Here is a 26,239-nt window from a genome sequence, read left to right on the forward strand (position 1 = left end):
TTGGCTGGCATCAGTCTTCTGCTCCCTCAACGGACTCCTCGGCGATGTCCTCCAGCGAGTCTCCTGCATCGTCGCTGGAGTTTGCAAGCATGTCGTCGGAAAGTTCCGGCAGCGTGGCCGCGATCTCGCGCACGTCGACCTGACCGGTGACGACATCCGAGATTAATCGGGTGCGGAACTCTCGCAGCAGCTCGATTTCCTGGGTGGTTCGATGCTGGGCTCTGCTGGCAACGCCACACTCAGTTTCGACGTGCTCGGCAATTTGAAGTTGTTCTTGGAAGGGGGGTAGCGGTAGCAACTGATTCTTGATCGCCGCGTGTTGAAGGCCATAGCGCGTCACGCCATTCGCGCGCACATGCAGTTGAGAGGCCAGAATTTCCGATTGAAGGACTCGGAGCAAGTAGGCGCCGGAGAGGGATCCCTGGTCAGGGCGCAGAAGCGCAAGGTGGTAGCCCGAGACTAGGTCTGGGCCGGGATCGACTACCAATGCGGGAACGCCAATGTCACGCCAGTCCTCAGAGTCCTTTGTGATTAGCACGTCGCCATCTCTTAGCGCATAGCGCGAAATTTCATTGTCTGTGGCAGTGCAGGTCATGTACTCGAGCGAGTCTGTAAGGAATTCATTCTTGTAAACGTCGACGTAGTTGCAGAGACGTACTGGGGATTCGTCTACGGATGGAACCTTGTCGATGCTGCTCACACGCATCTCTACGACACTTCGCAATCGAGTAACGCCCCAGGTGGCAGGTATCGTACCGAGCCAGGGGATGCCCGAGTCCTTGAGCGGCACGGTCGGGTCGAGGCCGCGGGTGACTGCCTGGTGGATTATGGCCTGCTTCTGTTCCTCGAGCAGCGCGATCAGCTTGCGCTTGGCGGCGATCGCCCGGTCGATCCGCGCGTGGGCGTGCCCAAGGTACTTGACGATGGCGGCCTGCTCGTCGGCGGGGGGTATTGGGAAGTAGATCATTTTGAAGTGCTCGGGTCGGAGACTCCACATGTCCGACGTAATTCCGTACGACCAACGTTCTGCCTCTTTGGCGAATGCCGGCGTTCGCATCAGATTCTCGAGGTACCTCGCGTCCGTGTCGCGAGGGCGCACAACCACGTAGGCAGGACTCACGATTCCTCGGTGTTTGGAGAGTCCGATGGCACCTTGCCAAGCGCGCATCTTGTTGTAGGCGATGTCGCCGACTTCAACGAGTTTGTACTTGGACTTGTCGAGGTTCGAACTGTCTTTCTTCGACGAGCCAGCGAGCAACGTTGCCTGCGGGATGACACCACGGCTGATCGTTACCGAAAGCATCGGCTCGTTCTCGTGGCCGGGGATCTTCGACTCGTCGAACACAGCGCGGCCGGGCAGTACTCGCCACCGTGAAGGTGTTGCGCCGAACCAGTTTTTCTGGTTGCCGATCAGATCCTCGGACCGCTGCAAACCGTTGAACATCAGCCGACGATCTCGTTCAGCAGGTCGTCAGTCTCTTCCTCAAGCGCGCGGATGTCGGCGCGGATCTCGTCGAGGGTGCGCATCGGTGTGGGCTTATAGAAGTGGCGGGTGAAGCTCACCTCGTAACCAATCTTGGTTTTGGAGTCGTCGATCCACGCATCGGCCGCGTAGGGGTGGACCTCGCGCGCGACGAAAGCCTCTATACCGTTCGCGTACTGGCCCGCGGGCTCGGTCAGAGGCACCTGCTCGGTGTCGCTGAGATCGCTGTCGCGCTCGTACTCCACCACGCGCGTCTTGCCCGCGATCTCGATCTCGAATAGTCCGCGCATCGGGTCTGCTGCCGTGCCCACCCTATGAACCTTCTTGGTGACGGCGGGAGCATCGGCCGATCGTTTGGAGGTTTCCTTGAGCGCCTTGATCTCGGCTGCCTTGTAGACCCGGCCGGGCTCGGCATCGGCCAAACGTAGAGGCCTGTCGACCGCAACCTTGTAGTAGCCAAAGTCGGCGTTGGAGAAGACCTTGGAGACGTCGGCATCGGCCTCGTCAAAGGCGTGGAAGGCCTCCATGATCTGCTCGATATTGGCGGTGGAGACTTCGCAGTTCTTGCTGCCCAGGTTCTTGCGCAGCGGCGTGAACCACTTGGTGGCGTCGATGAGCTGAACCTTGCCCTTGCGGCGCTCCTGCTTGCGGTTGCTCACCACCCAGATGTAGGTGGCGATGCCCGTGTTGTAGAAGAGGTTGAGGGGCAGCGCGACGATCGCCTCGAGGTGGTCATTCTCGATGACGTAGCGACGGATGTTGGACTCGCCTTGGCCGGCGTCGCCCGTGAAGAGGCTGCTGCCGTTGTGAATCTCCGCGATGCGGCTACCCGTAGGGGTGTTGTGCTTCATCTTCGCGATCAGGTTGGCGAGGAAGAGCATCTGGCCGTCGCTGGACCGGGTGACGAGGCTGAACTCTGAGTCTCCCGCGTGAGTGACCTTGAAGCGGGGGTCGGTGATGTTCTTGGCGCCGCCCATGCGCTCCTGGTCGGTCTTCCACGACTTGCCGTACGGAGGGTTGGAGAGCATGAAGTCGAACTCCATGTTGCCGAACGCGTCATTGGACAGGGTGCTGTACTCGGGCCCGCCCTTGATGTTGTCCGCCGCGCGACCGTCTCCCTTGAGGATTAGGTCGGCTTTGGCGATGGCGTAGGTCTCAGCGTTGATCTCCTGGCCGTAGAGGTGGGTGGAGAGCTTCTTGTCGCCGGTGAGTTCGTTGAGGGTGTCCTCGGCGACGGTGAGCATTCCGCCGGTTCCCATGGCTCCGTCATACAGGAGATAGGTGCCCTCGGGGACGGTGTCGGCGATTGGTTCGAACATGAGGCGGGTCATGAGCTTGACGACGTCGCGAGGGGTCCAGTGCTCGCCGGCCTCCTCGTTGTTGGCCTCGTTGAACTTGCGCACCAGTTCCTCGAAGACGCTGCCCATGCCGTGATTGTCGAGGGCGTCTGGGGAGAGGTCTACCGACGGGTCGAGGAACTTCTCGATAAGGGTGCCCAGGGCGTCCGCTTTGGTGAGGCGGGGGATCTGATTGCGAAACTCGAAGTTCTCGAGAATCTCCTGGACGTTGGGGGAGAAGCCATCGAGGTAGGCCTCGAAGTCTTGGCGAAGCTGCGCTTGGCTGGTGGCCGATCGGAGGTCCTTGAGCGTGAACTGGCTGGTGTTGTAGAAGTCCTGCTGGGCTGCCTGGCGGAGCGGGGCGTCTTGGTTGGTGATGCCTGCGTTGTCGAGGCTTGTCTTTGCTTGCAGGACTTGTGCTTTGGTGGGTACGAGGACCGCGTCGAGGCGACGCAGGACGACCATAGGGAGAATGACGTCGCGGTACTTGCCGCGGACGTACAGGTCGCGGAGGACGTCATCCGCGATGGACCAGATGAGGGACGCCATGCGGGCGTTGGTGGTGGCGTTCATGTGGTGAAACTCCTCAGCGTGGATGCCGCGACTGTGCGGCGTCCTGTGGACATCGGTGGTGGTCTGTCGTTCATCCTATTGGGGGTGGGTGACACGCGGGCGCGCGGACGTACAGCCGGTAGTCCATGGGACGTTCCGCGAAACTGGTCGGCTTTGGCGTTTCGGGGAACTAGCGTTGCAGGACTTTGTCGATGTCGTGCTCGGGCGCCGGTGTGGGTTGCCTATAGCCCTGGCCGACATCAAGTATGGCCTCTTCTACATCGTCAACTTGCCTGCCGGCCGCTAAGTCTGACCAGTAAGTCGGGAAGGCGACGTACGTTGCGTAGCGATCCGCATGTTCCGCAGCGCAGGAGGCTCCAAACTATGACCCCACAATCATCTGCGAAGGGCCTCGAAATCGCATCGCGATAACTGAGGCAGTCGGCAACTCTTATGACACGACGCCCGAAGAGGCCGCGTGAGAGTCCAGCGCACGGCAAAGCCCCGAAAGACCACTACGATTCGCGGGTAAGTGCACTCAGCATCCTCATTGCATCGGCCAAATCCGCTGGCACATCGGATGCATTTGCAAGATGCTTCACTATTTCGTTCATCATTGCGGGCTTTGTGCGCGGGCCGTTCTCGGACCCGTTGCCGAGCATCAATAGCACATCGGATGAAAACTTGACGCCCTCCCGGTGCACCGAGAAATCGCTATTCGCCCAATCCTTGCCATCAACACGCCGCCACACAGAATTGGCGACTGAAGCCCACGTCGCGTCGGAGAACAGGTCTTCAAGTTCTAATTTGCCTAGGTATGTTACGTCTACCAATGGGTCGATTCCAACCCTTCTTAGCATGTTGGGCCTGAACATCCTCTTCGTGCTGTCTTGGGCCTTTGTGTCGGCGTCGATAACTAAATGGACTGTGCGGCCCAGTTTCTTGAGATGACCGGCTACCTTAATCGCGCCTTCATTTCCGTCTGCCGCCATAAGCACGAGTCCGACTGACTGCAACGGAAGGCCCACTACAAGCCTGAACAGCACGGGAAAGCACTGCTGCTCTGTAGCACCCTCGACTACGACGAAGCATTGCTCGTGTAGCAATACACTATTCCTGAGACCCATCGCCGACGAGACATCTGACAGGTACGTAGCGATGTCGCGATCCTCAGTTCCGATCAGCCGGTCGACTCGCGTTAGCCCCGCCTCAAGTCCGAAGTGGGCGACATCGCTGATGTCTACTCGATCAATGAGATTTAGCGAGTGAGTTGCGACAACCATTCGGACATTTTCGCGCGAGCACTGGAGATGGAACAGGTCCATCAGTCGCCGCTGGCGACCGTAGTCGAGGTGTGTGTCTGGCTCGTCATAGGCAATGACGACACCGGGATCGTCTGGGTCAGATCCGCCGAGGATCTTAGATGACCATTCCCACACAGCCAACGTAACAAGACGTTTTCGCCCCGCGCCGGACTGCGCTAAAGATACGGTCGCGTTGCCCTCGCGCCCAGCGCTGAAGTCGACATTCTTGAAGCTCTCCGTTAGCGACACTGATGGGGCAATCTCAAGACTCGTGAGGTCGTCAACGGAAGTAAGTACATGTTCCTTGAGATCTTCAATCTCTTTCGCCAGCATTGCGTTCAGGTTCGATTCAATTGTGGCGATGCTGTCTCGAACTGACGGTTCGGCCATGTGAACCTTGAAGCTCGCCGCAAGCGCAGTTCTCACGTCGGCGGCAGGATCCGGCTCCGCAGTGCTCGAGAACAACACAAAGCGCGGCAATCGCTCCAACACCGTTTTCGGGCACTCGGCCCAATCGGTGGACTTCTTGGCTGCAGTGGCCGCAGCGCGGAGCGGCTCCAAGAAACTCGTCTTGGTGTTGGCCGGTCCCGTTGGGGCAATCCCTAGTTCATGGCACCGCTTCTTCAATTCGGTGAGTGACAAGTTCTCGAAGCCTCGAAGTCGTTCTTCGAGAGGGAACTCGCCCTCCAGTTCATACCGCGGGGCGCAACCGCGCTCTACAGATCGGCGCAAACGTAGCCGCTTTGCCAATTCGAGAGACGCGACCTCGCTATCTCGAAGTTGGAAGGTTCCAGTAACCGCGACTCGGGGGACCGGGCCCATCGGAAGCGCATCGTTGCCGTTTAATCCTCGTGCAACCATTGTGGCTTCGGCGTCGAGGTCTTCGTCTGAGTTTCCCTCCGTGACGTCAAACCTTGTGTAGTCGTGCTCCCCAATCAACCCTTCGCCGAGCAAGAACCCGAGAGCCCGCAGCGACGCGCTCTTCCCTGCGTCGTTGTGGCCCGTGAGAATCGCTGGCTTACCCACAGGGATGTTCTTTACATCTGCGAGCGCGCGATAGCCCTCTACGTCAAAATGAACGAGATCCATGACTACCGCAGCTCTTGAGTTCTGTCCGCCTAGGCGAGTTTCTGGTTCGGGTACTTTTTTATTGCATTCGCAATCGCTTTGCTCACGTATCCAGAGGATCGGACCTCGGCGATAACACTTGAAGGCACGCCCAAGTACTCGTAAGTAGCCCCCGCGGTGAAGACTACGTACGCTGACTTCGTTTCGACGTCATACGCCCACGAAACGGTGTTGCCTGTCTTGCTGTCACTGACAGGCCACACATCTAGGTGCGCTGGGATTCTCCCTCTCACAATTCCTCTTTCACTAGTGGCTACTCGTCCTATGGTTGCACGCGAGTGCGTGACCCAGGGATAGAGAACCCTGGCGCCGCTCGAAGGTCACGAGCACTATCGCGACTCCAACTGACTACGGTTAACTGGGAAAACCGACTTAAACCGCCCTCGGGGCAACGAAAACCCATCCTCGAGTTTGACGAACTGAGGACGGGTGCTCCGCCAGCACAGTGATGCGCACGGATCGGAAGTGCTCCTTGGGGGCGGATCGACCTAGAGCATTTCATCGCCCAACCGGACTTCTTTCGCGTCGCAGCGCCACGACCTCAGCGAGCAGTGACTCCGCCACTTCCCAAGCCGTCCACCGCTCGAACCATGATCGATGCAACCCCGTGTGGGATGCCGCTAGACCAGGTGCGTCGTCATCTGGGTATTTTCTTGCCAGCGCCTTTTCGAACCAAACGGCGCATTCGTTGCCCACATGGACGGCCTCGCCTTTATTTCATCCACGCGCCGAAACCTGCTCATAGAGGCTACGCGCATGATCATCATCGACGCCGCCCAACTAGTTGAAATGAACCGCCAACGACTTTAACGCGACGCTCCAGCGGGCCTTCAGCTTCATCAGACTTGAAAGAGTGACCCTTCCCTGGGCAACCCTCCTCCGGATCCTTCAGAATCGAGTCGCCAGGCATTAGGAACGCCGACGCAAAGCGGTGCGCCCGGCGCTCTACGCGACGAGACTCGCCCGAGTCCGTTGGAGGAGGGCAGCCCGAGTGTAAAAGCAGGTGACCAAGTCCGTGAGCGACAGTAGACCGCTGACGATCGCCCGGAAGGTCCGCGTCCGGACGACCGACGCGCATTACGGGAATCTCCGCAACTTGCCTCAACATGCCGAGATGCCGCCCACGTTCGCTCTCGAGAGGCAACACGATAGCCCCGAGACGTTCCACCGCGCGGGTGATGTCTAGGATTACACCACCTTCATCAACCTGCGCCGCGCTACGAGCTACGATCACGAGCTCCTCGATCAAGTTGACGTCGTTCACGTCGTCGTCGAGCGTCGGGAATCGGTCCCGCACCTTTCGGAGCCCGAGCGTGTAAACCGCCTCGATAGCGACCAGCGTATGAGCCAAGTACCTGTCGACGATCTTCTTTGGTGCATCGGCGTACGCCCTCAGCCATGGACGAGTGTGACTCAGTGGCGCGGGCGTTCGAGGCAGGCTGTCAACGTCGCAAACTAAGGCTCGCGCAAGCGCGAACTAGTCCGTGCGTAACCGAGTACTTTAATGGTGTCTTTTCGGAGAGGGCTACAGGCAAGCGGATTTGAATGAAAATTCGATCAATTACAGTTGGATTCGAGTGCGCAGTAGACTCCTACGGAGTCTGCCCCAAACGCTAGCATTCCGGCAATTGTCACTAGGAGGATGGCCCAGTAGGATCTACTTTCAGAAAGGCACCACCGCCAGCCAGCAAGAATCGATCCAAAGAATGTTCCTCCGCTAACAATCTTTATAATTGGAGCGACATCAAAATAGAGGACGGCAATGAAGCCCGCCAGCATCAGCAGAGACGAGCACACGGAAAGCAGCAACCGCGTGAATCGTCGTTGACTCCATGCGTATTTATCGCTGAGCTTGGCTAGTTCCGCAGTCTGAGTTGCTGCTGACGCACGGGCGCTCGCGGCCTCATTATCGGCGTGTTGGGCAGCCGCCTTCGCCGCGAGAACATTCTGCTCAGCGTTGGTCCTCCTGCGCCTTTCGCTAACCAACTCTTGATTTTTAAGCCACTCGATTCTCTTAACCCGTGATTCAAGTACCTCAGAAGCAAGTGAGGCCCCCGATCGCTTGTGTCCGGCCTCGTCCAAGACCGAGTTTAGAGAGAGCTGCGCGAGCCTGAAGTCCATCTCGGAGCCTCCTCGTTCCGGCGAAAGTTGCCGCGCGAGGTCCATCGCTACATCCGCTGGAAAGCGCGCGGGTAGTAGAAGCATTGCCTCATCAATTAGCTGGCTTGCAGCTGCTTGGGCAAGGTCCACGATGCTAGTAGGCTCGATAGACGCGGAATGCAGCGTCGACCACTGAGCCAACGTAAGTGCGAGCGGGATGCTGTCGGATGCTTCAACGGCCGCGTATGCAGGTGAGACATGTTTGTCCGAAGTTACAATCCAACCCCCGGGCCAAGTCTTGCCTTTCTCGCGACGACGACGACGCGCGACCATCGCCATAGAATTGGCATCGCGTTGCAGCACCTCATCGGACCGAGTACGTCCGGTACCGAGATCTCTTCGCAGCGCTCGCTCGAAAAGCTCAACGGACGACTGATCGCGGTCATTGCCATGTGGTCGCACCTCGACCCCGAGGCGTTCCAACGTCTCGCGCATTTCGTTGGATGCTGAAATCATATCGTCGAGGCTTGAGTACGTTCCGTCCCGGAGACCTTCGACGCAGTAGCTTGGAAGCTGATCTTCAACCAATGATGCATACCATTCATTGCGCACGCCGTTTTCGTGAGCTTCAGTGAAAGCACGCTTGATTCTTGGTACTTCGCGTTCTATAAGCTGAGATAGTTCATCGAGTGAATGCTCGCAGACGACTAATTCCCAACCTGCTTGGACTGCCTGAGCGATGGTGAACTCGGCGGGTTTCAAGACCCGGCGCGGGCCAAGGAGGTCGACTAGTACAGGAGTGTCGATGAGTGCCCGTTGACCAACGGGTTTGCCAAGCCTGCTTCGAGCGGCGGCACCATCTCGGCCCGCCACGTACGAGTGGAGGACGCACCCAACCGTGATATGCGACACAAGTTCATTGCCAAAAGTGTCGAGTGGGTCTAACGCTGCCACCGCAAGAGATTTGAGGAAGTCGACATCGGAACTGTTGCTTAGCTTGTTTTCGAGGGACTGAATAACAAGTTTCGGATCAAGTCCGCGCGGGCTAAGAGTGTCTCGACCGACCCTACCGATTTGGCCCATGTACGCGTCCTGTGATGCCTGGATACCCTCAACGAGTGAGCGCACAAGCGCGTCGAGCCAAAGCTCGGCTTTGTCGAGATCGATCTCGATCCGGAGTCCCACCCATGCGCGCACGACTATCTCTTTGCAAGTTTGTTCTCTGATGCCGGTGACCCAAGTTTCATGCCGGGCGACATCTTCAAGACCTGTCGCAGTTAGCGCCCACAGGCTTTCCTGGAGGCCTTGCTCTTGGTGGACGTGCCGAAGTTCTTTGCCTAGTAATAGCGCACGTTCGATATCGGCCTGAGATGTTCTAGAGCCAGGCCAAATCTGAGCGACTACCTCATGCAGGTCAGTAGCGGACTTGCTTCCTGGTCGCAATGCATGGCAGATAGCGGACAGTATGAGATCAGCTGTTGTCGATGCTCGACGAGAGTCGACCAATTCGTGGACAGCACTAACAAACGCGAAATCCGTTTGATTGGGACTCGATAGCATCTCAGCGGTTGTCATGCTTATCCCCTTTTACACTTTTGGATTCCCGGTGATCTTCCGGTAGCTTTTTGAAATTTCCAATACCGTACCGTGTCGGAGCGATCCGCGTATGTCCTGCTTCAGGTGCCGCGTCTCGTCGTGCCTTCTGAGTAAGACTCGGTAATGGGCCCGACTCCATTGGAAGAGCACCAAGTGAGCTTCGGAATCGACCTCGCCACGGTCGACCGTCTGCTGGTCTCTGAATACTCGATTCCATTGCAGCTTCGCATGCACGAGGACCTGGACGAGGGTGCTTACAGCGAGCTCACCGACGTGTTTGATCGGCTCACCGATCACTACGCCAACCGAACAGATATGCCCAAGTGCCTGGCGCGACCTTTCGTGGACATCGGCACTGCCTTCTACTTCCAAGCGGGCGCTTACCCGGGCGATGAGCTCGAACGGATCGAGGACGTGGGGAAGGAGTCGTCCCAGATGGGTCAGCGGTTGTATAGGGACAAGGACTGAAACGAGGGCCCGCCTACCCAAAAAGTGACTGCTCCCGTTCACTCTACGGCAGCATCGTAGGCCTTCCTGTTGCCTTGAACATCCCCCAAGTGATTGTGCGCCCAACCACGAATGTGACGTGTGGCCTGGTACAGCGAAGCGTCGAGTTCGGTGAGCGAGTAGGAGGTGGTCACCGGCACAGTAGGGACCACCTCGCGGGTGATGGGACCGTCGCGCTCCAGGGATCGCAGGATCTGGGTCTGCATCTTTTTGCCGACCCCGGCGATCAGGCGCGAGAGTTCTGAATAGCGCATTGCCTGAGGTTCGCCTGGATGCCCGGTCGTTATGGCGCACGTCTGAGGCAGAACATTGAGGGAACCGGGGTGTCGCTCTGTCCTGACGACATGGCGACCCTCGACGCTATCGGCGGCTTAGCGTATGGGAGTTAGAGGATCGGTGCGGTCTGCTACTGCTTTGGCTCAAATGTGGGACCCACTGTCGCAAGGCCGTACCAGCCTGCCCGCGCATAGGCTCCCTCCCGTCATAATGATTTCGTGGCTTCCCAATGGATCTACCAGCGACTCATCCACACCGACGAGTCCGACCTCGACACACTCGCCGAGGAGGCGCGCCCACACGTCGCCGGCAACGCTCTCCGTCAAATGGGCGCCCTCACGCTGCAGTCCATTGGCGACCAGGTGGTCAATGCCAAGACGGTGCTGCCCTGGCTCCTGAGCGCGCTCGGTGCTCCCGGGGCGTTCGTCGCCTTCCTGGTGCCCATCCGTGAGTCGGGATCGATGCTGCCCCAGGCCGCGTGGGCCCCACGGGTGCAGGCGCGGCGCGAGCGCAAGCAGGTCTGGGTGTTGGGCGCGGCAGGCCAGGCCTTCGCGGCTGCCGGCCTGGCAGCGGTAGCCGCCACGGCATCGGGCTGGATCGCGGGTGCGGGCGTACTTGCCTTCCTGGCCGTCTTCGCCCTTGCCCGCTCGCTCAGTTCGATCGCGAGCAAGGACGTGCTGGGCCGCACCGTGCCCAAGGGGCAGCGAGGCCAGATCAAGGGAGTGACCACCGTCGCATCGGCCGCCGTGGCCCTGACCTTGGGCCTCGCGCTGCGGCTCTGGGGCGGCGACAACCTGGGCGCCGGGGTGCTGGCCGCACTGCTCGGTGGCGCGGCGCTCGCGTGGGTGGTGGCGGCCCTCATCTACGCGACCATTCGCGAACCCGCCGGCGACGTCGAGACCGGCGCAGAGGACCGTCCCGGCTGGGTCGCCCAAGCACGGGATCTGTGGCGCGGCGACGCGGTGTTCCAGCGCTTCGTGATCGCGCGGGCGCTCCTGCTGGTCGCGGCGCTCAGCCCGCCGTTCGTTATCGCTTTGGGTATCCAGCAGGGCGCCTGCGGGCTGTCCTCGCTGGGCCTGTTCGTGATGGCGCAGGGCATCGCGGGACTGCTCGGCGGGCAGCTGTCCGGCAGGCTCGCGGACAAGTCGTCGCGGCGGCTAATGATCGGCGCCTCGCTCGCATCGTCCGCGGTCATCGTCGTGTTCCTCGGCCTGCTGATGGTGGGCGACCTCGCCAAGGCGTTCTGGCTCGCACCCGCCACCTACCTACTGCTGGCCCTGGTCCATGTGGGCGCCCGGTTGGCCCGCAAGACCTACGTGGTGGACATCGCCGAGGGCGACCAGCGCACGCAATATGTGGCCGTGTCCAACACGCTGATGGGGGTGCTGCTGCTCGCCGTCGGCGCGATCACCGCAGGGCTGGCGGTGCTGGGCAACCAGTGGGCGCTGCTGCTACTCGCGGCGCTGGGCATCGCCGGAGCGGTGGTGGGCAGGAGCCTGCCGGAGGCCGAGCGCGCGTAGGTTGCGTTGTGGTCGGCTGCGCTCGCCGATGCTGTGGCTAGTTTCCCTCGAAGCTCGCGAAGTACGCCGCGGCCATGTCCTCGCCGCCGTGGCCTTGCTCCACGGCGCGGGCAAAGCGGTCGGCCGATGCTTGGGCCCCGTCCAGCCGGACGCCTCGGTTTTGCGCCGCGGCGACGATCAGCGCCGCGTCCTTGCCCGCAGCATCGGCCGAGAAGCTCGGGGGAGTGAGCGCGTCGTCCATGATGAGGCCCGCCTTCACGCGTAGGTAGCCGCTGTCGAGCGGGCCTCCTTCGATGAGGTCGAGGAACTGGCGCGGGTCCACGTCCAGCGCCTCGGCCAGTGCGACCATCTCGCCCGCGGCGTTGGAGACCGCGAGCACCCAACTGTTGGCGACCAGCTTCAGTCTTGTCGATGCGGCCTGTGCGCCGTCCTCGCCGGTCCAGACGGTTTTGCTGGCGATGGCATCAAGCACGGGGTCGAGCGTTTCGCGGGCGTCGAGCGGTCCGGCGGCCAGGACGGTGAGTTGCCCCGCCTCCGCGGGCGCGCGCGTGCCGAGCACGGGGGCGTCCACGTAGGTCACGCCCAGGTCGTTGGCCAGTGCCGCCATCGCTGGGACCTCGTCCACGCCCACCGTGGTGCTCTGCATCCACACGGCGCCCTCGCGCATGGCTGGGCCCGCTTCCGCCATCACCTCGCGTACCGCCGTGCCATCAAAAGGCATGGTGAGGACCACGTCGGCCCCGGCCACGGCATCGGCCGCATGTAAGGCGACCGTGGCGCCGTCGGCCCCCAGGGGGAGCGCGCGTTCGCGCGTGCGGTTCCACACGCGCACCTCGAGCCCGGCGCGTAGGAGGTTGCGGGCCATCGCGGCGCCCATGATTCCGGTTCCCAGGACTGCAACGGTGGTGGTCATTTGCCCATCTTTACACGCGGTGGCGCGAGGTGCTGCGGCGTTGTCGGGCCCGGGCTCTAGACTCGGCAGTCAAAGGAGACAGCCACTATGCATGAGATTGTTTGCCCTCACTGCGGGAAAGCGTTCAAGATCGACGAGGCCGGCTACGCGGACATCCTGAAGCAGGTCCGCGACCGCGAATTCGAGAGCGCCCTGCACGAGCGTCTCGAGATGGCCGAGCAGGACAAAGCCAGCGCCGTCGAACTCGCCAAGGCTCAGCTCGCCGCCGAGCAGCAGAAAGCCGCCGCGGCCAAGGAAGCCGAGCAGCAGAAGGCCGCAGCCGCCAAGGACGCCGAGATCCAGGACCTCAAGGCCAAGCTGGGCGCGGGGGAGTCCTCGCAGAAGCTCGCTGTCGCGGAGGCGCTCGGTGCGGTGGAGAAGGAACGCGACGCGCTCGCCAGCCAACTCGAGCAGGCGCGTCTTGCCGAGAAGGCATCGGCCGAATTGGCGGCGGCCAAGCTCGCCAACGAACTGCAAGAGGCCAAGGCCAAGACGAGCGCCGAGATTCAGGAACTGAAGAGCGGCCTGGAGCGCGCCGAGTTCGAGAAGAAGTTGGCGGAGAGCAGCCTCAAGGACAAGTACGAGACGCAGCTCAAGGACCGCGACGAGGCGATCGAGCGACTGCGGGACATGAAGGCCAGGCTGTCCACCAAGATGGTGGGCGAGACGCTGGAACTGCACTGCGAGAACACGTTCAATCAGCTCCGCGCGACCGCCTTCCCCAAGGCGTACTTCGAGAAGGACAACGACGCGCGCTCGGGCAGCAAGGGCGACTACATCTTCCGCGAGTCGGACGATGCCGGTGTCGAGTTGGTCTCCATCATGTTCGAGATGAAGAACGAGGCCGATGCGACGGCCACCAAGAAGCGCAACGAGGACTTCTTCAAGGAGTTGGATAAGGACCGTAACGAGAAGGGCTGCGAATACGCGGTGCTGGTGTCGTTGCTGGAGCCCGAGAGCGAGCTGTACAACGGCGGGATCGTGGACGTTTCCCACCGCTACCCCAAGATGTATGTGGTGAGGCCGCAGTCGTTCATCACTGTAATTTCTTTGCTGCGCAACGCCGCTCAGGGTGCGATGGAGTACAAGACCCAGCTCGAGCTGGTGCGAGAGCAGAGCGTTGACATCACCAACTTTGAAAACGAGCTCGACAGCTTCAAGGCGGCGTTCGGTAAGAACTACGACCTCGCGTCGCGGCGGTTCCAGACGGCGATCGACGAGATCGACAAGTCGATCGACCACCTGCAGAAGACCAAGGATGCGCTGCTTGGGTCGGAGCGCAACCTCCGCCTGGCCAACGACAAGGCTCAGGACGTGACTATCAAGAAGCTCACGCGGGGCAACCCGACGATGGCGGGGAAGTTTGCGGAGCTCGAAAGCGGGGAAACCGCGCGCGAGGAGTGAAGGCGCCCCAGCATCGGCGAACGATGTGCCGGGGCGCCTCCATGGCAATAGCTGTAGTTACGGGCGTAGCAGAATCTTGCCCGCGCGACCGGGGGTGAAGTGGGCGCGTGCAGCATCGGCGATCTCGCTGAGCGGGAAGGTGGCCTCCACCGGCAAGGTGATGGTGCCATCGGCGAGCCGTGCGAAGAGTTCCTGCATGAGGCGGGTGCGGTGGTCCGCCGGCATGTTTTCGCTGACCTTCTTGCCCCAGAAACCGCGCACGGTGGCCTGCTTGAAGATCACGTCGCCTGAGCTGAGGTTCAGGACGGGCGAGGCCATCGCCCCGAACACTACGAGCGTGCTGTCCTCTGCGAGCAGCGACAGGACGTCGCCAGCGGACTCGCCGCCCACCGACTCGACGCCTACCTTGACGGGTGCGCCGCCGGTGATCTGGGCGACGCGGTCCTTCCAGCCGTCGGAGTCCGTCGCGACGATGCGCTCGATGCCCTGAGCGGCGAGCTCCTCGATGCCGTCGGCGCGACGGACCAGGCCCACCACGTTGATGCCGCGGCCCTTGGCGAGCTGTGCGACCAGGCGGCCCACGGCGCCATTAGCGGCGTTCTGGATCAGCCAGTCGCCCTCGGCCAGGTCGAGCGAGTCGAGCAGGCTGATCGCGGAGAACGGCATGGACACCAGTTGTGCGGCGACCTCGTCCGGGATCTGGTCCGACACCGGGATGAGTGCAGCGGCGTCTGCCACGAACTGCTCGGCCCACACGCCAAAGGTGCCGGCGCTGGCGACCCGCTGGCCCACCTCGAGGTTAGTGACGCCGTCGCCCAGCTCCTCCACGACGCCGACGGCCTCGGTGCCTGCCTGTGCGGGCATCTGGGGCTTGAAGCCGTAGTTGCCGCTGACCGTCCACAGGTCGTGATTGTGGATGGGCGACAGCACGAGGCGGACGCGCGCCTGACCGGGGCCGGGCGTGGGCGTGGGGACGTCCTCGACGGCTAGGGCGGTGGTGGGATCTCCGAATTCGTGCTGAACAAGTGCATGCATGATGAGGCCTTCCGGGTGGGATGGGAGCGCGCAGCGTCCCGGGTGGGGACGGGGAGCGCAGGGGGTTACCTCTGGGCAACGCGGGCGAGAGGTGAGGTATTTCCTCGGCCAGTGTGGTTGCCGGGCCAAGCCACAGCATCGGCGCATCTTTTTTGGGGAGCCACGGTGAGAATCGCCCATGCCCGCCGAGGCGACCAGTGGCATAGTCCACATGCCAAGACTGTCCTATTGACCGGACCGTGCGGTCCTGGTTTGATGGACTGATGGCCACCGCTGAGGAGTGGTCACGCGCATTCATCGCGGTTGATGAGGGTGCCTAATGGGGATGAGTCGCAATGCTGTTGAAGTCCGTTCACCTGTCTGTGTCCCGAGCGGTGGCGATGCTACTGGCCCTCGTGCTGGTCGTCGGGAGTGCAGTTGCTGTAGCAGCTCCCGCACGGGCCGCGACTGGAGATTCCGTTACCGATGGAAACGTCACTGCTACGTGGCTCGACACCACGTTTCACACGGACGGCAACAATAACGGCCGCCCTGACGCGGGCGACGTCGTCGTGGTGCACTACGAGATCTCGGCGGCGCTAGGCTCTGGTCTGACGGAAATCACGCTCGAATCCTTGCAGGTTGGAGGCGACCACGAGCCCGTCGGCCCCCAGGTTGTCGCGCTGCCGCACACCGTCAACTTTTCGGCACTGGTGACCGCGGACGACCTCGACCCGTTGGGTGGCGGCCCTCATTACAGCCCAGTGAACTTCAGGTACCGCATCGGTTCGGGCGCCACACTGCGGGTGCCCCTGAGCCCGCCTCCGTTGATCTATACGCCTCCGACGCCAGTGACCGTCGCAAGCTTCGTTGAACTCGAAGGAGGCGGCACACTGCCAAGCGACGGGCTGGTGGAGGGCGACCGCGTCCGGTTCGCCGCCACGGTGAGCAACGAGTCGGCAGTGGCCGTCTCGCTGGGAGGCGCCGCGAGGCTTGACTCATCGCCTTCGCTTCCTACGTCACTAGCCGCCGGCGATACGACCACCCTCCACGGCGCGTGGCACACGGTCACGTTCGCGGATATGCGTGCTGGCTCAGTGCAGTTTGCCGCAACTTCGGTGGAGTGGAGCGTGGAGAGCTTGAGCGGATCGGCACCTGTCGCCGCAGTGAGCGCGACAACTGCGGTGCCTGTGGTCAGCTACACCACCCACTTTGACACGGTGATCCATAGCCCCGGATATGGCGTGGAACGCGCCTTCGGTGACGCGCAAGTCGGCGATCTCCTGGACCGCACCTACGTGGCCACCAACACGGGCAACGTGGTTCTCAATTATTTCGCCATGACTAACTCCCACTCGGGGTACTTTTTCTACGATGTGGGCCTGAAACCTGGAGAGTCGATTCCCGAATCCGGTCTCAGTACGTCTAACGATCTCGCAAAAGGCACGAGCCTGCCGGGTGGCTACTTCGAATCCGACCGCCACACTCTCACAGCGGCAGACATTCAACGAGGCTACGTCGATGTGTCCGGGCGAATGGGGGTATCTCCCTCGTTCGATGAGCAAGCGTGGGGAAGTTCTGGGCCAGTGACCACGCGTGTATTTCTGCGCGAGTTGACGGCTGACGTGAGCTGGACCGCCGACGCCGAGCTTCAGGACACCAATGGCGACGGTGTGGGCCAGTCGGGCGAGGAGGTCAAACTCACGTGGACCGCCGCCCTTCCGGCCGATGCTGACCAGAGTGTGACGCTCGGCGCGGTGACCGAGTCGGGTCAGTTTGGTGCCGTGGGGGCCGCGTTTGATGGCGTTCAGTTGGCGCCCGGCGAGTCGTCGACGCACACCGACACCGTCACGATCGATGCCGCCTGGCTTGCCTCCGGCGCGCTCGACTACACCGCGACGCTGTCCTATTCAGGTGACATCGACGATGCGGAGGGTAAAGCGGTTGCCGGCGCCGATGCTGTGGCTCTCGGCGAGTACGTGGCACCTCCCGTGTCACTCGCGGTTGTCGGCTCATTTGACGACCTGAACGGCGACGGCAAGGCGTCGCTGGGCGAAACGGTGACCTTCGACGTCACTGTCGCCAACGACGGGACCTACCCGCTGACCGGGGTGACCTTGGGTGAGGCCGGGGGTGCGACTCTTGATCCCGCCGTTCTTGCCGTGAATGCTGTGCTGCCTGGCGCATCGGCCGCCTGGAGTGCGACGCACGTGGTGACCCCAGCCGATCTTGCCGCCGGATCCGTGTCCTATTCGCCCACGGTGGACGCCGATGGCATGACGACGCTCACGAAGACTGGCTCGGTTTCGCCGCTGACCTTTGCCGCGTACGAGTCCGACCTTGATGGCGTCGCGCAAGGCGGCGTGGCGATTTGTTCCGCGGCGGGCGAGCATGTAGGTAGCGCCGTTCAGGGCGACTCCGTCACGGTGGTCTTGGACGCGTGTGGCGGTGCTGCGCTTGAGGACGATTCGCGGATTGTGGCGTTCTCGTCGCCGATACTCCTTGGGGTTGGCGCCGCACCCGTCACCATTCCTTCCGCGCTGGCCGCCGGCGACCACCGCATTGCTGTTTATGGCGCGGATGGTGGGCTGGTTGGTTGGGCGCCCGTCGCGATCACCGCACCGGTGACGGCGGAAGTGGCTCCGACCGTCACCGCGCAGGCAGCCGACCCGGTGGCCGACGGTGCCCCCGTCGCGACCGGAGGTGAGCTTTCGACGACCGGTGCCGAGGGCATCGGCCCGATGCTGTGGCTCGCTGCCGCTTTGATGCTCGCCGGGGCCGGGGGGCTGGTCCTTGCACGCCGCCGATGGTCAGGGGTGGACGCGTAATTTCTGGCACGTGGCGCGTGGCGCGTGCTCGCTTGTCGCGTAGGGTGCCGGATGCGTAGTTCTTAGGGGCTTGGACGCGTGGTCTCTGCCGTGCCGGGCGGGTGTTCACAGGCCCGCGTTGCGCGGGGGTTGTCCACAGATTTCTGGGGCGCGCGGGCTGGCTGTCAGTCCCTTTTGGTTGAATTGTCCTATGAGCACGACCGCCGGCATTGAAGCCGATCTCGACACTGATAGCAGGGACGATGCTGTCTGCGACGCGGTCGTGCGGGTGCGCGAGCGGTTGGTGTCGGGCACCGGGTGGACAGGCATAGATCTGGATTCATTGCCGAGCGATGATCTGCTCGCTTCCCACCGTGAATTGGCCCGCATGAGACGTCAACTTGACGCGATGGTTGCCTCCTCGAGCGCCGCGATCGCCCGGCGTTCCATGCGTGAGAACGGGCAGCAGGGGATGGCCAAGCGCCAGGGATACCGGACACCTGAAGAGCTATTGGCGAGCATCTCGGGTGGCAGCACGGGCGAGGCCCGCGGTCTCATCGAAGTGGGCGACATGTTGGCTTCCGATGAGCGCGAGGCGTGTGCTGGCGAAGGCTCAGGTGATTTGCAGGAGGCCGGGGTGGTTGAGATTTCCCCGCGGTTCGCCATAGTGAGTGACAGGGTGCGGGCCGGCAAGCTCCACACCGATGCGGGACGTCTCATCAAGCGAATGCTGACTCGGATCTGGGGCCGACGCAAGGACCTGGGCGTGAAACTGTGTGACATCGAGCGGGTGGAGCGCATGCTCGTGGAGCGAGCCCACGGTTTGTCGTCCAACAAGTTTGCACGCATCGTGCGTCAACTGGAGGCCCAGATGGATGCTGGGCGTCATGCGCTGACCGAGGAACTCCAGCGCCAGGAACGCTCGGTGACCATGTACGAGGACCAGGAGGGGATGTTCGTACTGCGGGCGCGGCTGGATGCGGAGACGGCAGCTCCGGTGCGGGCCGCCCTCGACTCGCTCGTGGGCAATGCCTTACACAACCGGCGCGACAACAACGGCGTGGCCACTGACGACGGCCAGGTGATGGCGGATGACCGATCCGTCCCGCAGATCCGCGCGGATGCCCTCGCCGCCCTTGCCCGCCACTGCCTGGGATGCAAGAGCGAGGACCTGCCCTTCGCGTCCACCACGGTAGTGGTGCGGTTGAGCCTGGCCGACCTGCAGGACGGCACCGGGGTCGCCGAGATCGACGGTGGAAGCCAGCCGGTCTGCATCTCCACCGCCCGCAGAATGGCCGCAAATGGTGCCGTGATTCCCGTTGTGCTCGGTGGCAAGGGCGAGATTCTTGACCTTGGACGCGGTTCACGGCCCTTCAGCTACGCGCAACGCATCGCTCTCATTGAACGCGATGGGGGCTGCGCCTTCTGCGGTGCTCCGCCGGCCTACACGGAGGCACATCACATCAGATGGTGGGCCAGAGACCGAGGCCGAACCGACCTGGAAAACGGTGTGTTGTTGTGCTCGGTTTGCCACCATCGCGTTCATCGCGACGACTGGGAAATAGGCGTCCGAGACAACCAGGTGTGGTTCAGGCCGCCTGCGGCCGTTGATCCCGAACGCAAACCGCGACTAGGCGGCCGAGCAAGATTTGGGCCACCCAAGATCGAAGCCGCGTAGTCACAGATACTTGGCGCCTGCGTATCGGTACTTCTTGAGGGGAATTGACGTCGCGGAGCCTGCCGTCGAGCCCTTGTTTGGTGGGGCCGGGACGAATCCACGACCACAGAGGTGCGACCGATTCGTCAAGGTTTTTGCCCCTACGGGGCACTCGGACGAGGCGCCAATGTGGCCTTGACAGCATCGGCCGCAGTGGGTGTATGGTCCTGGCTTCTCGACGCCAATTGATTGGGTGTCGAGCCCTCCCCACACCAACTGACGTCAGGAGAACTCTGTGAAATCGCACGCCGAAACGCAGCCATTTGCTCACCCGGAACATATCGAAATGCATGAGATTCAGCTCACCGTGACGCTGGCCTTCGACTCCCGGAGCGCTCTGTCCATCCTGACCAACGCGAAGTCGCCCATGGACCGGGAGTTCCTCCTGACCAAGACCGCATTCGAACTCTTCACGGGCTACCTCGATCACCTCAATGGCATGGACGAAAAAGGTCGCCCGGCCACGGAGGTGATTATTGGCCTACGGCCGCCCGGCACGTGTCAGACCCCCTAGATACATTGAAATCACTGCACCACTACGTGCACCGCCAACGAGTCTGAGGGGACCACACCATGAACGTCATCGGCATCACCGTCGCCAGTATTTCTGCCCACGAGGTCGTACCAGTCGACCGTAAAGTCGTACCAGTTGACCGTCAGGTCGTGCCGGTCGACCATAAAGTCGCACTGGTCGACCGTCGGGCCGCACCGATCATTTCTGAGTTTGAACCGATCTCGCACGGCGGCGCTGCCGGTCGCCGCCTGATCGTCGCCGACCTCGAGAACCTGCTCGGCTGCAAGCCGGCCGATGCCGAGCCTTCGCTGTGGGATGAGGCCTTCGAGGGTCTCGTTGACAGCATCGCGTTCGATGCCGAAGTCGACCAGCTCGTGATCGGCGTCGATCCCCAGTGGGCCTTCACGGTGTTCGACCTCGCACCAGCGGCGCGTCTCGTCACCAGGTCAGGGGAGTCGGGAGCCGACATCGCGCTGTGCGAGGTTCTGAGTGACTACGACTTCATCGCCCGTCGTTTCACTGAGGTAGTGATCGCGAGTGGCGACCATGAGTTCGTGCGCTCCGTGGGGCAACTTCGCTACCGCAACGTCGTGACGACTGTCGCCTCGAGGGGAGCCGGACTGAACTGCACGTTGGCCGAGATTGCCGACCGCGTCATCAACCTCGCCACTCCTATGCGCCACGAGCTCGCGCTCGCGGCCTAGGTGGGGGAGCCGCAATGGGAGACAAGCAGTTGTGCCCGGAGAAATGCGTCGTAACGTGGCATCCCAATGGCGACATCACGGTCGAGTGCCGCTGCCCGGGGGACTGCCGTGCCTAGACAACGGGACGCAAGGTAGGTACGACGGGAGCGACGAAGGCTCAACATGGACAACTCGCGATAGTAAGGCGAAGGCAGAAACTCCAGCGGAGCTGAAGGACGCTGGAGTTCCTGGAGTTCGTGGGTTCCTGGGGTTCCATGGAGTCCTTGGAGTCCTTGGAGTCCTTGAAGTCCCTGAAGTCGCCTGTGCTGCGACTACTCGTCGTCGACGTCGTCCGCCACACGCACGTTGTCGGCGAGGAAACGTGACAACTGCGGGTGGAGAACTGCAGCGTGGTTGGTGCTTTGCGTGAGGTCCTCTCCGTCGAGCGCGTCGATCTGCGCAGTCTCCTCCGCGGTCAGCACTCGGTACGGGTCACGGACCAGCGAGATCGCGGCATCCTCGTCCAGCACCTCGAGGATCGACTGGATCTTGTCCTTGATCGCGAGAGCCTCGGGGTCTACCGCGACGGCGGCCTTGAAGAACGCGACGTAATCCTCGCTGAGGAAGCGGTTTCCGCGCTCAGAGTCGAGCATGTGCTCCAGCCCGGTCGCCAGCAGAATCTCCGCGGGAACGAGTTCGCGCTCGGGGTCATTGATCAGGAGAGTCGCGGCATCGGCCGGGAACGAGTCCAGCAGCGCCTGCACGTCACGCTTCATGCCCTCGAGAACCTTCTCAGCCGACGCCTGGAACTGCTGGGCGTAGGCATCCGCCTCGGCGGCATTCGTGGGGATGTTGGTGGGCGCCTCCGGGGCAGTGCCCGTCTGCGAGGCGTCGTCGCTGGATGAAGGGTCGTGGTTCTCAGAAGTCATACATCCACCGTAGTGGAGCGGCGAGTGCTGTCCACCCGCGTTGGCTGCCAGCGAAAAACAGAGGAAGGACGCCGGCGTGGATACCGCCGAGATCCCAGTACCGATGGCCAGCAGAACGGCCAGAAACGTTTGTGGCTAGCAGACCGCTAGAACCGTTCGCGACCGCTACTGCAGGCAGAACTCATTGCCCTCGGGGTCGCGCATTTGGTAATAGAGCTCCGGCCATGGGCCCCACTTCTGCTCGATGAGACGCACCACGCTCGCCCCCAGCGAGACGAGGCGGTCCCGCTCCGCGTCGAGGTCGGCCAGCGTGGTCTCACCCTCGACCTGCACGTTGACGTCGAGATGCAGGCGATTGCGACCCGCCTTGGGTCCGTCTGCATGGTGGAAGAACAGCCGTGGCCCCACTCCCGAGGGATCCTCGGCAAGTCCCCTCGTCGCGAGGTCGTCATCCGTCAGGCCACTCGCCAGCAGCACGTCGCGCAGCTCACCCTCAAATCGCCGCACCTCGTAGCCGAAGGCCGCCGCCCAGAACTCCGACAGCGCCACCGGGTCCTCCGCGTAGAAGACGATGTTGCCAATCTTGTTCGCCATCGGTTGCCTCCTTGGAAACTGCGCCGCGCGGCACGAACGCACACAACAAAAATAACCTGCAGCATCGTCCGCCGCTACGCTAAACGAAAGCCCCACCCGCGTCTCAACGAAGGAGCACCCTATGTTCACCGGACTCAACCAGGAGGTCTGCGCGCAGGCGTGGGATGTCATCGTGCCCGCCATCGAGAGGGCCGCCGAACTTGGCGTCACCAACGGTCTCTGCGGCACCCTGATTGTGCTGGACCCCGCAAACCCCGACCCCAAGAACCCGCTGTTCATGGCAACCATTGGCGACGAAGACCCCCAGCTCCTCATCAACGTCGAGGGCAAGGTTGCGGTCACCATCCGCACCGGCCTGGACAGCTCCCGTGTGGGGCAGGACTTCCCGTACCTCTACAAGGCCGGCGACATCAAGTACCCGGGCGCAATCATCCGCGAAGGCCTGATCGTGAGCTTCAGTGGCGTGCAGGGTGATTACGACGAGATGATCTGCGAGTGGATGGTCGCCGCGCTGCGGGGAATCTGCCGACAGGGCTTCAACGGCGAGGGCGGCGCGAACCGTCAGCCCGGCGCCTACCTCGCGGGCTAGCTGACGGCGCTCGGCGCCACCGCACGTGGGTGCCGAGCGCGACGGTTTGGATCGCTAATGCCCCGGAGGCGGCTCATAAGGAGAGCGTACCGGGGCACCAACCTCGATTGAGGTGAACTCCATGACCGGCTCCTCGACTTCACCCTGAGCGGTTGAGTCACTCACGGGTGACTCAACGCCGTTCGCGGCAAGCAGTGCGTCCACCTTGGCCTCGAGCGTGGCGCTCCGCGCAACATCCTCCTCGCGCTGGAAGTCCCGCTCGTCACGGCGGCGGTCCAGCGCCATCGCGATCAGTGGGGCGGGAAATGTCAGTACCGCCGCGACCCACGCACCCACGGCGAAGGCCGTCCAATTGAACACCGAATTGCCGTACACGTCGACATCGAACGTCCTGAAGGTATTGCCGGCCCATGCGCCAATCCCCAGCGCCACCACCACGTACCAGGCGTAGATCCACCACTTCACTTTTGTCATGACATGCATGGGGGCAACCTACCCCGACCGCGCCTCTACGGCTACCGTGGAGGAATGACGGACAACTCGACCGATTCCGCGTCCACCAGCGACGACGCCTCCACCAATCCGGCGCTCGCCGCGCTCGCGCAGTCGGGGCTGGAGTATCACGTGGTCCGCCACGAGAACGTGGACTCTCTCGAGGAGGCCGCCCAGGCGCGTGGGCTCGACCCCCGCCAGGTGCTCAAGACCCTGGTGGTGCGCCGCGGCTCCGGCGACTATCTCTTCATCCTGGTGCCAGGCGATCGCCAGATCAGTTGGCCCAAGATACGCGAGCACCTCGGCGTGAATCGCATCTCGATGCCCGATGCGGACAAGGCCCTCGAGGTCACCGGCTACGTGCGCGGCACCATCACGCCGTTCGGCTCACAGGGCTCCGCCGATGGCACGCCGTGGCCCGTCATCGCCGATGCCCTGATCGCCTCCCGCGCTGGAATTTCAGCCAACGGCACCGCGGCCGATGCTGGGGCAAGCGAGACTGGCGCGGCACCATTTGCCGAGGTCAGCATCGGCGGGGGAGCGCCGGGTGTCTCCGCGACCCTCGCGGCCGAGGCGCTGATCGACCACCTGAACGCCGAGGTCGCGGACGTGACCGATCCGGCCGTCATCTACGCCGAGCCGCCCTACTGGAATGTCACCATGGACGCGCTCGACTCGACCGATCGTCTGGGGTACCCGCTCCACCTGACCCCGGGCGCTCTTCACAGCAACGACGTGATGAGCGCGATCAAGGCGGCCCTCAGTGGCGAGCCACTAACCAGCTTTGAGCGCGCCGCGAGCGAGGCGCGCCGCCGCCTGCCCACCCCCAACGCCGAGCAGATCGCGCAGGCAGAGGCGGACTTCCGGGCCTAGCCCACGCCGCAAGCCATGCGCGGAACCGTGCGAGAATCGGGATATACCCGACATCGAGGAGCGTCCCGTGCAACTTCCTGCCGACTACCCACCGGTGCTCTACGTCCCTACCGCCGCGGTCGTCGCCAGACCCGACGACGCGCAGTTGGAGTATCGCAAGACAAAGGACGGCCGGAAGGCGCTGCTGGCGTATTCCGCGCTTGACCGCCTGCACGCCGGAATGGGCGCGACCCAGCCGTGGCTAGTGCTCCCGACGGTCCAATTGGAGACCGTCTGGGAAGCAGACAAGTTCGACACTGTGCTACTCGACGTGGAGATTCCGCCGGAACACCGCAACGGTCCCGAGGGGGTGGCGGCTCGTGCCGCCATGGGTGCCGAGGGCGAGTCAGAGCGCGACGAATGATCGAGGTCGACTACGCCAAAGCATCGGCGGCCGTCAAGGCCATCCGCGACGCGACCTCCGAGTTTGACGAGGCCGCCGCGAGCAAGAACCCCGAGCCCGGCGACACCGGCGCGGCGCAAGCAATGCTCGCGGACGTGCTCGCCACCTCGGCGGACGTGGCGTTGCGCCTGGTACACGAGGTTGACACCCTCGCGATCAGCGCCGATGCCGGCCTCGCGGACCTGAGCACCTTTGACCGGAGCATGTCCACCAACCTGCAGGGCATGGGCTGGTCACTGGAATGAGTCAAATACAAGACACCCAGATCGAGGGCTCGCCCGCCGCGATCGAGGCGGTTGCTACGTACCTGCGCACCACGCTATCCGGCGCGTCCTCTACCTGGGCCGGCGACGTGGCCTCCGGGCGCACCAAAGCCTCCGGTGCATGGTCTGGCGAAACCGCCGAAGCCTTTGCCGGCCGGCTAGGCACCGCAAAGAAGGCCATCACCTCGTTTGGCGACGAGACCGACGCGGTGGCCGCCGCCGTCTCCAAGCTCGCGACGGGCCTGACGAACGCCCAACAGAAGATGACCGATGCCAGAGCCACAGCATCGGCCGGTGGACTGACGGTTTCCGGAACCAAAATTCATGGTCCAGGCAATGCGCCCGCGACCCAATTCGCGACCACTGCGCCCTACACGCAGACCCCCGCGAGCACGGCCGCCGGCAGCGCGTATTCCAAGAAGGTCAAGGCCTGGAACACGAGCGTGCAGCAGGCGACCAGCGGGTTCGACATGTGGCAGGAGGCGCTCGACGCCTTCTCTGCGACGTGGAGTGAAAAGGGCAGCAACCTCACGAGCGTGACCACCGGGCTGCTCACCGGGGGAATCAGTGCCGGCGCGATCGCCAACACTACGTACCAGCTGAAGGGGGTGCGGGCACTCAACTTGGATCGCCTCGCGAGTGCCGAGGCCACCCTCGCTCAAATGGTGAAGGACGGCCGTGTGGTGGTGCCCAAGTCCGCGTACTACGGCATGGCCGACGACGCGCTCGCCGCGCGCACCGCGGCGACCTCGGCGGATGACTTGCTGAAGGACGGCGTGCGCGTGGGGTCAAAGCTCAGCAAGGGGCTCCTGGTCCTCGGCATAGCGGGCACCGGCTACGGAATTTACGATGACATTCAGCATGGCGAATCCGTCGCGCAGGCCGCTACCTCAAACGTGGGCGGGTTCCTCGCGGGAGTGGGCGCTGGCGCGGCGATCGGTTCCTTCATTGCGCCTCCCGCCGGGACCATCGTCGGCGCGGTGGTGGGAGCCGGCATCGGCCTGTTCACGTCTGGCATGATCGATCACTTCTTTGAGGACGGCTGGGGCGACGGGCTGTCCGGAGTGGGCGACGCGTTGGAGTCAGGGTGGAATGAGGTGGCGGACACGGGTAAGGCAATCGGCGATCTGGCCACCGGTGTCTGGGACTCGATTTTCTAACGT

At 62.8% G+C, this 26,239-nt stretch carries 24 protein-coding genes; 12 read left to right on the forward strand and 12 right to left on the reverse strand.

Annotated features, from left to right (window positions below):
- Positions 1-10: 10 nt before the first annotated feature.
- The 6 genes from AOP73_RS07215 to AOP73_RS11885 form a co-directional block, all read right to left on the reverse strand.
- On the reverse strand, positions 11-1,444 hold the full coding sequence (locus AOP73_RS07215; RefSeq protein ID WP_061964243.1) for a restriction endonuclease subunit S: 1,434 nt from the start codon (positions 1,442-1,444) through the stop codon (positions 11-13).
- Positions 1,444-3,393 carry a type I restriction-modification system subunit M gene (locus AOP73_RS07220; protein WP_061964245.1) on the reverse strand — a complete coding sequence of 650 codons (1,950 nt, stop codon included), beginning with the start codon at positions 3,391-3,393 and terminating at the stop codon, positions 1,444-1,446. The genes AOP73_RS07215 and AOP73_RS07220 overlap by 1 nt, the downstream gene beginning before the upstream one ends.
- A 494-nt stretch (positions 3,394-3,887) precedes the next feature.
- A complete protein-coding gene (locus AOP73_RS07225) occupies positions 3,888-5,765 on the reverse strand; it encodes an AAA family ATPase (RefSeq protein ID WP_061964247.1) in 1,878 nt (625 codons plus the stop codon).
- A 29-nt stretch (positions 5,766-5,794) separates the two neighbouring features.
- Positions 5,795-6,037, reverse strand: coding sequence for a KTSC domain-containing protein (locus tag AOP73_RS12265; protein WP_160295448.1), 243 nt, complete (start codon positions 6,035-6,037; stop codon positions 5,795-5,797).
- A gap of 530 nt (positions 6,038-6,567) precedes the next feature.
- The gene (locus tag AOP73_RS12285) at positions 6,568-7,101 is read right to left on the reverse strand and encodes an ImmA/IrrE family metallo-endopeptidase (RefSeq protein ID WP_439645233.1); all 534 of its coding nucleotides are present in this window, start codon (positions 7,099-7,101) and stop codon (positions 6,568-6,570) included.
- Between the two features lie 260 nt (positions 7,102-7,361).
- The gene (locus AOP73_RS11885; RefSeq protein WP_152650569.1) at positions 7,362-9,479 is read right to left on the reverse strand and encodes a hypothetical protein; all 2,118 of its coding nucleotides are present in this window, start codon (positions 9,477-9,479) and stop codon (positions 7,362-7,364) included.
- A 174-nt stretch (positions 9,480-9,653) separates the two neighbouring features.
- Between AOP73_RS11885 and AOP73_RS07240 the strand changes: the two genes are divergently transcribed.
- The gene (locus AOP73_RS07240) at positions 9,654-9,968 is read left to right on the forward strand and encodes a hypothetical protein (protein WP_061964253.1); all 315 of its coding nucleotides are present in this window, start codon (positions 9,654-9,656) and stop codon (positions 9,966-9,968) included.
- Between the two features lie 38 nt (positions 9,969-10,006).
- Here AOP73_RS07240 and AOP73_RS07245 read toward each other — a convergent pair whose 3' ends face one another.
- Positions 10,007-10,261, reverse strand: a complete 255-nt coding sequence (locus AOP73_RS07245; protein WP_061964255.1) for a winged helix-turn-helix transcriptional regulator — start codon at positions 10,259-10,261, stop codon at positions 10,007-10,009.
- A 240-nt stretch (positions 10,262-10,501) separates the two neighbouring features.
- Between AOP73_RS07245 and AOP73_RS07250 the strand changes: the two genes are divergently transcribed.
- Positions 10,502-11,803, forward strand: coding sequence for an MFS transporter (locus tag AOP73_RS07250; RefSeq protein WP_061964257.1), 1,302 nt, complete (start codon positions 10,502-10,504; stop codon positions 11,801-11,803).
- A gap of 37 nt (positions 11,804-11,840) precedes the next feature.
- Here the strand turns inward: AOP73_RS07250 and AOP73_RS07255 are convergent, their stop codons facing one another.
- Positions 11,841-12,716, reverse strand: coding sequence for an NAD(P)-dependent oxidoreductase (locus tag AOP73_RS07255; protein ID WP_061964259.1), 876 nt, complete (start codon positions 12,714-12,716; stop codon positions 11,841-11,843).
- Between the two features lie 87 nt (positions 12,717-12,803).
- On the opposite strand from AOP73_RS07255, the gene AOP73_RS07260 reads away from it, so the two are divergent.
- The gene (locus tag AOP73_RS07260) at positions 12,804-14,159 is read left to right on the forward strand and encodes a DUF2130 domain-containing protein (protein WP_061964261.1); all 1,356 of its coding nucleotides are present in this window, start codon (positions 12,804-12,806) and stop codon (positions 14,157-14,159) included.
- Positions 14,160-14,216: 57 nt separating this feature from the next.
- On the opposite strand, the gene AOP73_RS07265 is transcribed toward AOP73_RS07260, so the two are convergent.
- Positions 14,217-15,194: a zinc-binding dehydrogenase gene (locus AOP73_RS07265; RefSeq protein ID WP_061964263.1), complete on the reverse strand. Its 978-nt coding sequence runs from the start codon at positions 15,192-15,194 to the stop codon at positions 14,217-14,219.
- A 335-nt stretch (positions 15,195-15,529) separates the two neighbouring features.
- Between AOP73_RS07265 and AOP73_RS07270 the strand changes: the two genes are divergently transcribed.
- The 4 genes from AOP73_RS07270 to AOP73_RS07285 all read left to right on the forward strand — a co-directional run bounded on the left by AOP73_RS07270 (position 15,530) and on the right by AOP73_RS07285 (position 20,915).
- Positions 15,530-18,001 carry a CLIPPER-2 domain-containing protein gene (locus AOP73_RS07270; protein WP_061964265.1) on the forward strand — a complete coding sequence of 824 codons (2,472 nt, stop codon included), beginning with the start codon at positions 15,530-15,532 and terminating at the stop codon, positions 17,999-18,001.
- Positions 18,002-18,191: 190 nt separating this feature from the next.
- Positions 18,192-19,658, forward strand: coding sequence for an HNH endonuclease signature motif containing protein (locus tag AOP73_RS07275; protein ID WP_061964267.1), 1,467 nt, complete (start codon positions 18,192-18,194; stop codon positions 19,656-19,658).
- Positions 19,659-19,983: 325 nt separating this feature from the next.
- Positions 19,984-20,211, forward strand: a complete 228-nt coding sequence (locus AOP73_RS07280) for a hypothetical protein (protein WP_152650570.1) — start codon at positions 19,984-19,986, stop codon at positions 20,209-20,211.
- 59 nt (positions 20,212-20,270) lie between these two features.
- On the forward strand, positions 20,271-20,915 hold the full coding sequence (locus AOP73_RS07285; protein WP_061964271.1) for a PIN domain-containing protein: 645 nt from the start codon (positions 20,271-20,273) through the stop codon (positions 20,913-20,915).
- A 311-nt stretch (positions 20,916-21,226) separates the two neighbouring features.
- Here AOP73_RS07285 and AOP73_RS07290 read toward each other — a convergent pair whose 3' ends face one another.
- Both AOP73_RS07290 and AOP73_RS07295 read right to left on the reverse strand, forming a co-directional pair.
- Complete coding sequence (locus tag AOP73_RS07290; RefSeq protein WP_061964273.1) at positions 21,227-21,823, reverse strand: hypothetical protein; 597 nt, start codon at positions 21,821-21,823, stop codon at positions 21,227-21,229.
- Positions 21,824-21,988: 165 nt separating this feature from the next.
- On the reverse strand, positions 21,989-22,417 hold the full coding sequence (locus AOP73_RS07295; protein ID WP_061964275.1) for a VOC family protein: 429 nt from the start codon (positions 22,415-22,417) through the stop codon (positions 21,989-21,991).
- A gap of 121 nt (positions 22,418-22,538) precedes the next feature.
- On the opposite strand from AOP73_RS07295, the gene AOP73_RS07300 reads away from it, so the two are divergent.
- Positions 22,539-23,006 (forward strand): hypothetical protein, encoded by a 468-nt coding sequence (locus AOP73_RS07300; RefSeq protein WP_061964277.1) that lies wholly within the window; start codon positions 22,539-22,541, stop codon positions 23,004-23,006.
- A gap of 54 nt (positions 23,007-23,060) precedes the next feature.
- Here AOP73_RS07300 and AOP73_RS07305 read toward each other — a convergent pair whose 3' ends face one another.
- Positions 23,061-23,480 carry a hypothetical protein gene (locus AOP73_RS07305; protein ID WP_160295449.1) on the reverse strand — a complete coding sequence of 140 codons (420 nt, stop codon included), beginning with the start codon at positions 23,478-23,480 and terminating at the stop codon, positions 23,061-23,063.
- 54 nt (positions 23,481-23,534) lie between these two features.
- On the opposite strand from AOP73_RS07305, the gene AOP73_RS07310 reads away from it, so the two are divergent.
- The 4 genes from AOP73_RS07310 to AOP73_RS07325 all read left to right on the forward strand — a co-directional run bounded on the left by AOP73_RS07310 (position 23,535) and on the right by AOP73_RS07325 (position 26,236).
- The gene (locus tag AOP73_RS07310; RefSeq protein ID WP_084626631.1) at positions 23,535-24,371 is read left to right on the forward strand and encodes an aminoacyl-tRNA deacylase; all 837 of its coding nucleotides are present in this window, start codon (positions 23,535-23,537) and stop codon (positions 24,369-24,371) included.
- 67 nt (positions 24,372-24,438) lie between these two features.
- On the forward strand, positions 24,439-24,774 hold the full coding sequence (locus tag AOP73_RS07315) for an SAV_915 family protein (RefSeq protein WP_236683526.1): 336 nt from the start codon (positions 24,439-24,441) through the stop codon (positions 24,772-24,774).
- A complete protein-coding gene (locus tag AOP73_RS07320) occupies positions 24,771-25,058 on the forward strand; it encodes a hypothetical protein (RefSeq protein WP_061964281.1) in 288 nt (95 codons plus the stop codon). The genes AOP73_RS07315 and AOP73_RS07320 overlap by 4 nt, the downstream gene beginning before the upstream one ends.
- Positions 25,055-26,236, forward strand: a complete 1,182-nt coding sequence (locus tag AOP73_RS07325) for a hypothetical protein (protein WP_061964283.1) — start codon at positions 25,055-25,057, stop codon at positions 26,234-26,236. Before AOP73_RS07320 ends, AOP73_RS07325 begins: the two co-directional genes overlap by 4 nt.
- The last annotated feature ends 3 nt before the right edge of the window (positions 26,237-26,239 follow it).

The sequence above is a fragment of the Demequina aurantiaca genome (assembly GCF_000975135.1).
GTDB classification, from domain to species: Bacteria; Actinomycetota; Actinomycetes; order Actinomycetales; family Demequinaceae; genus Demequina; species Demequina aurantiaca.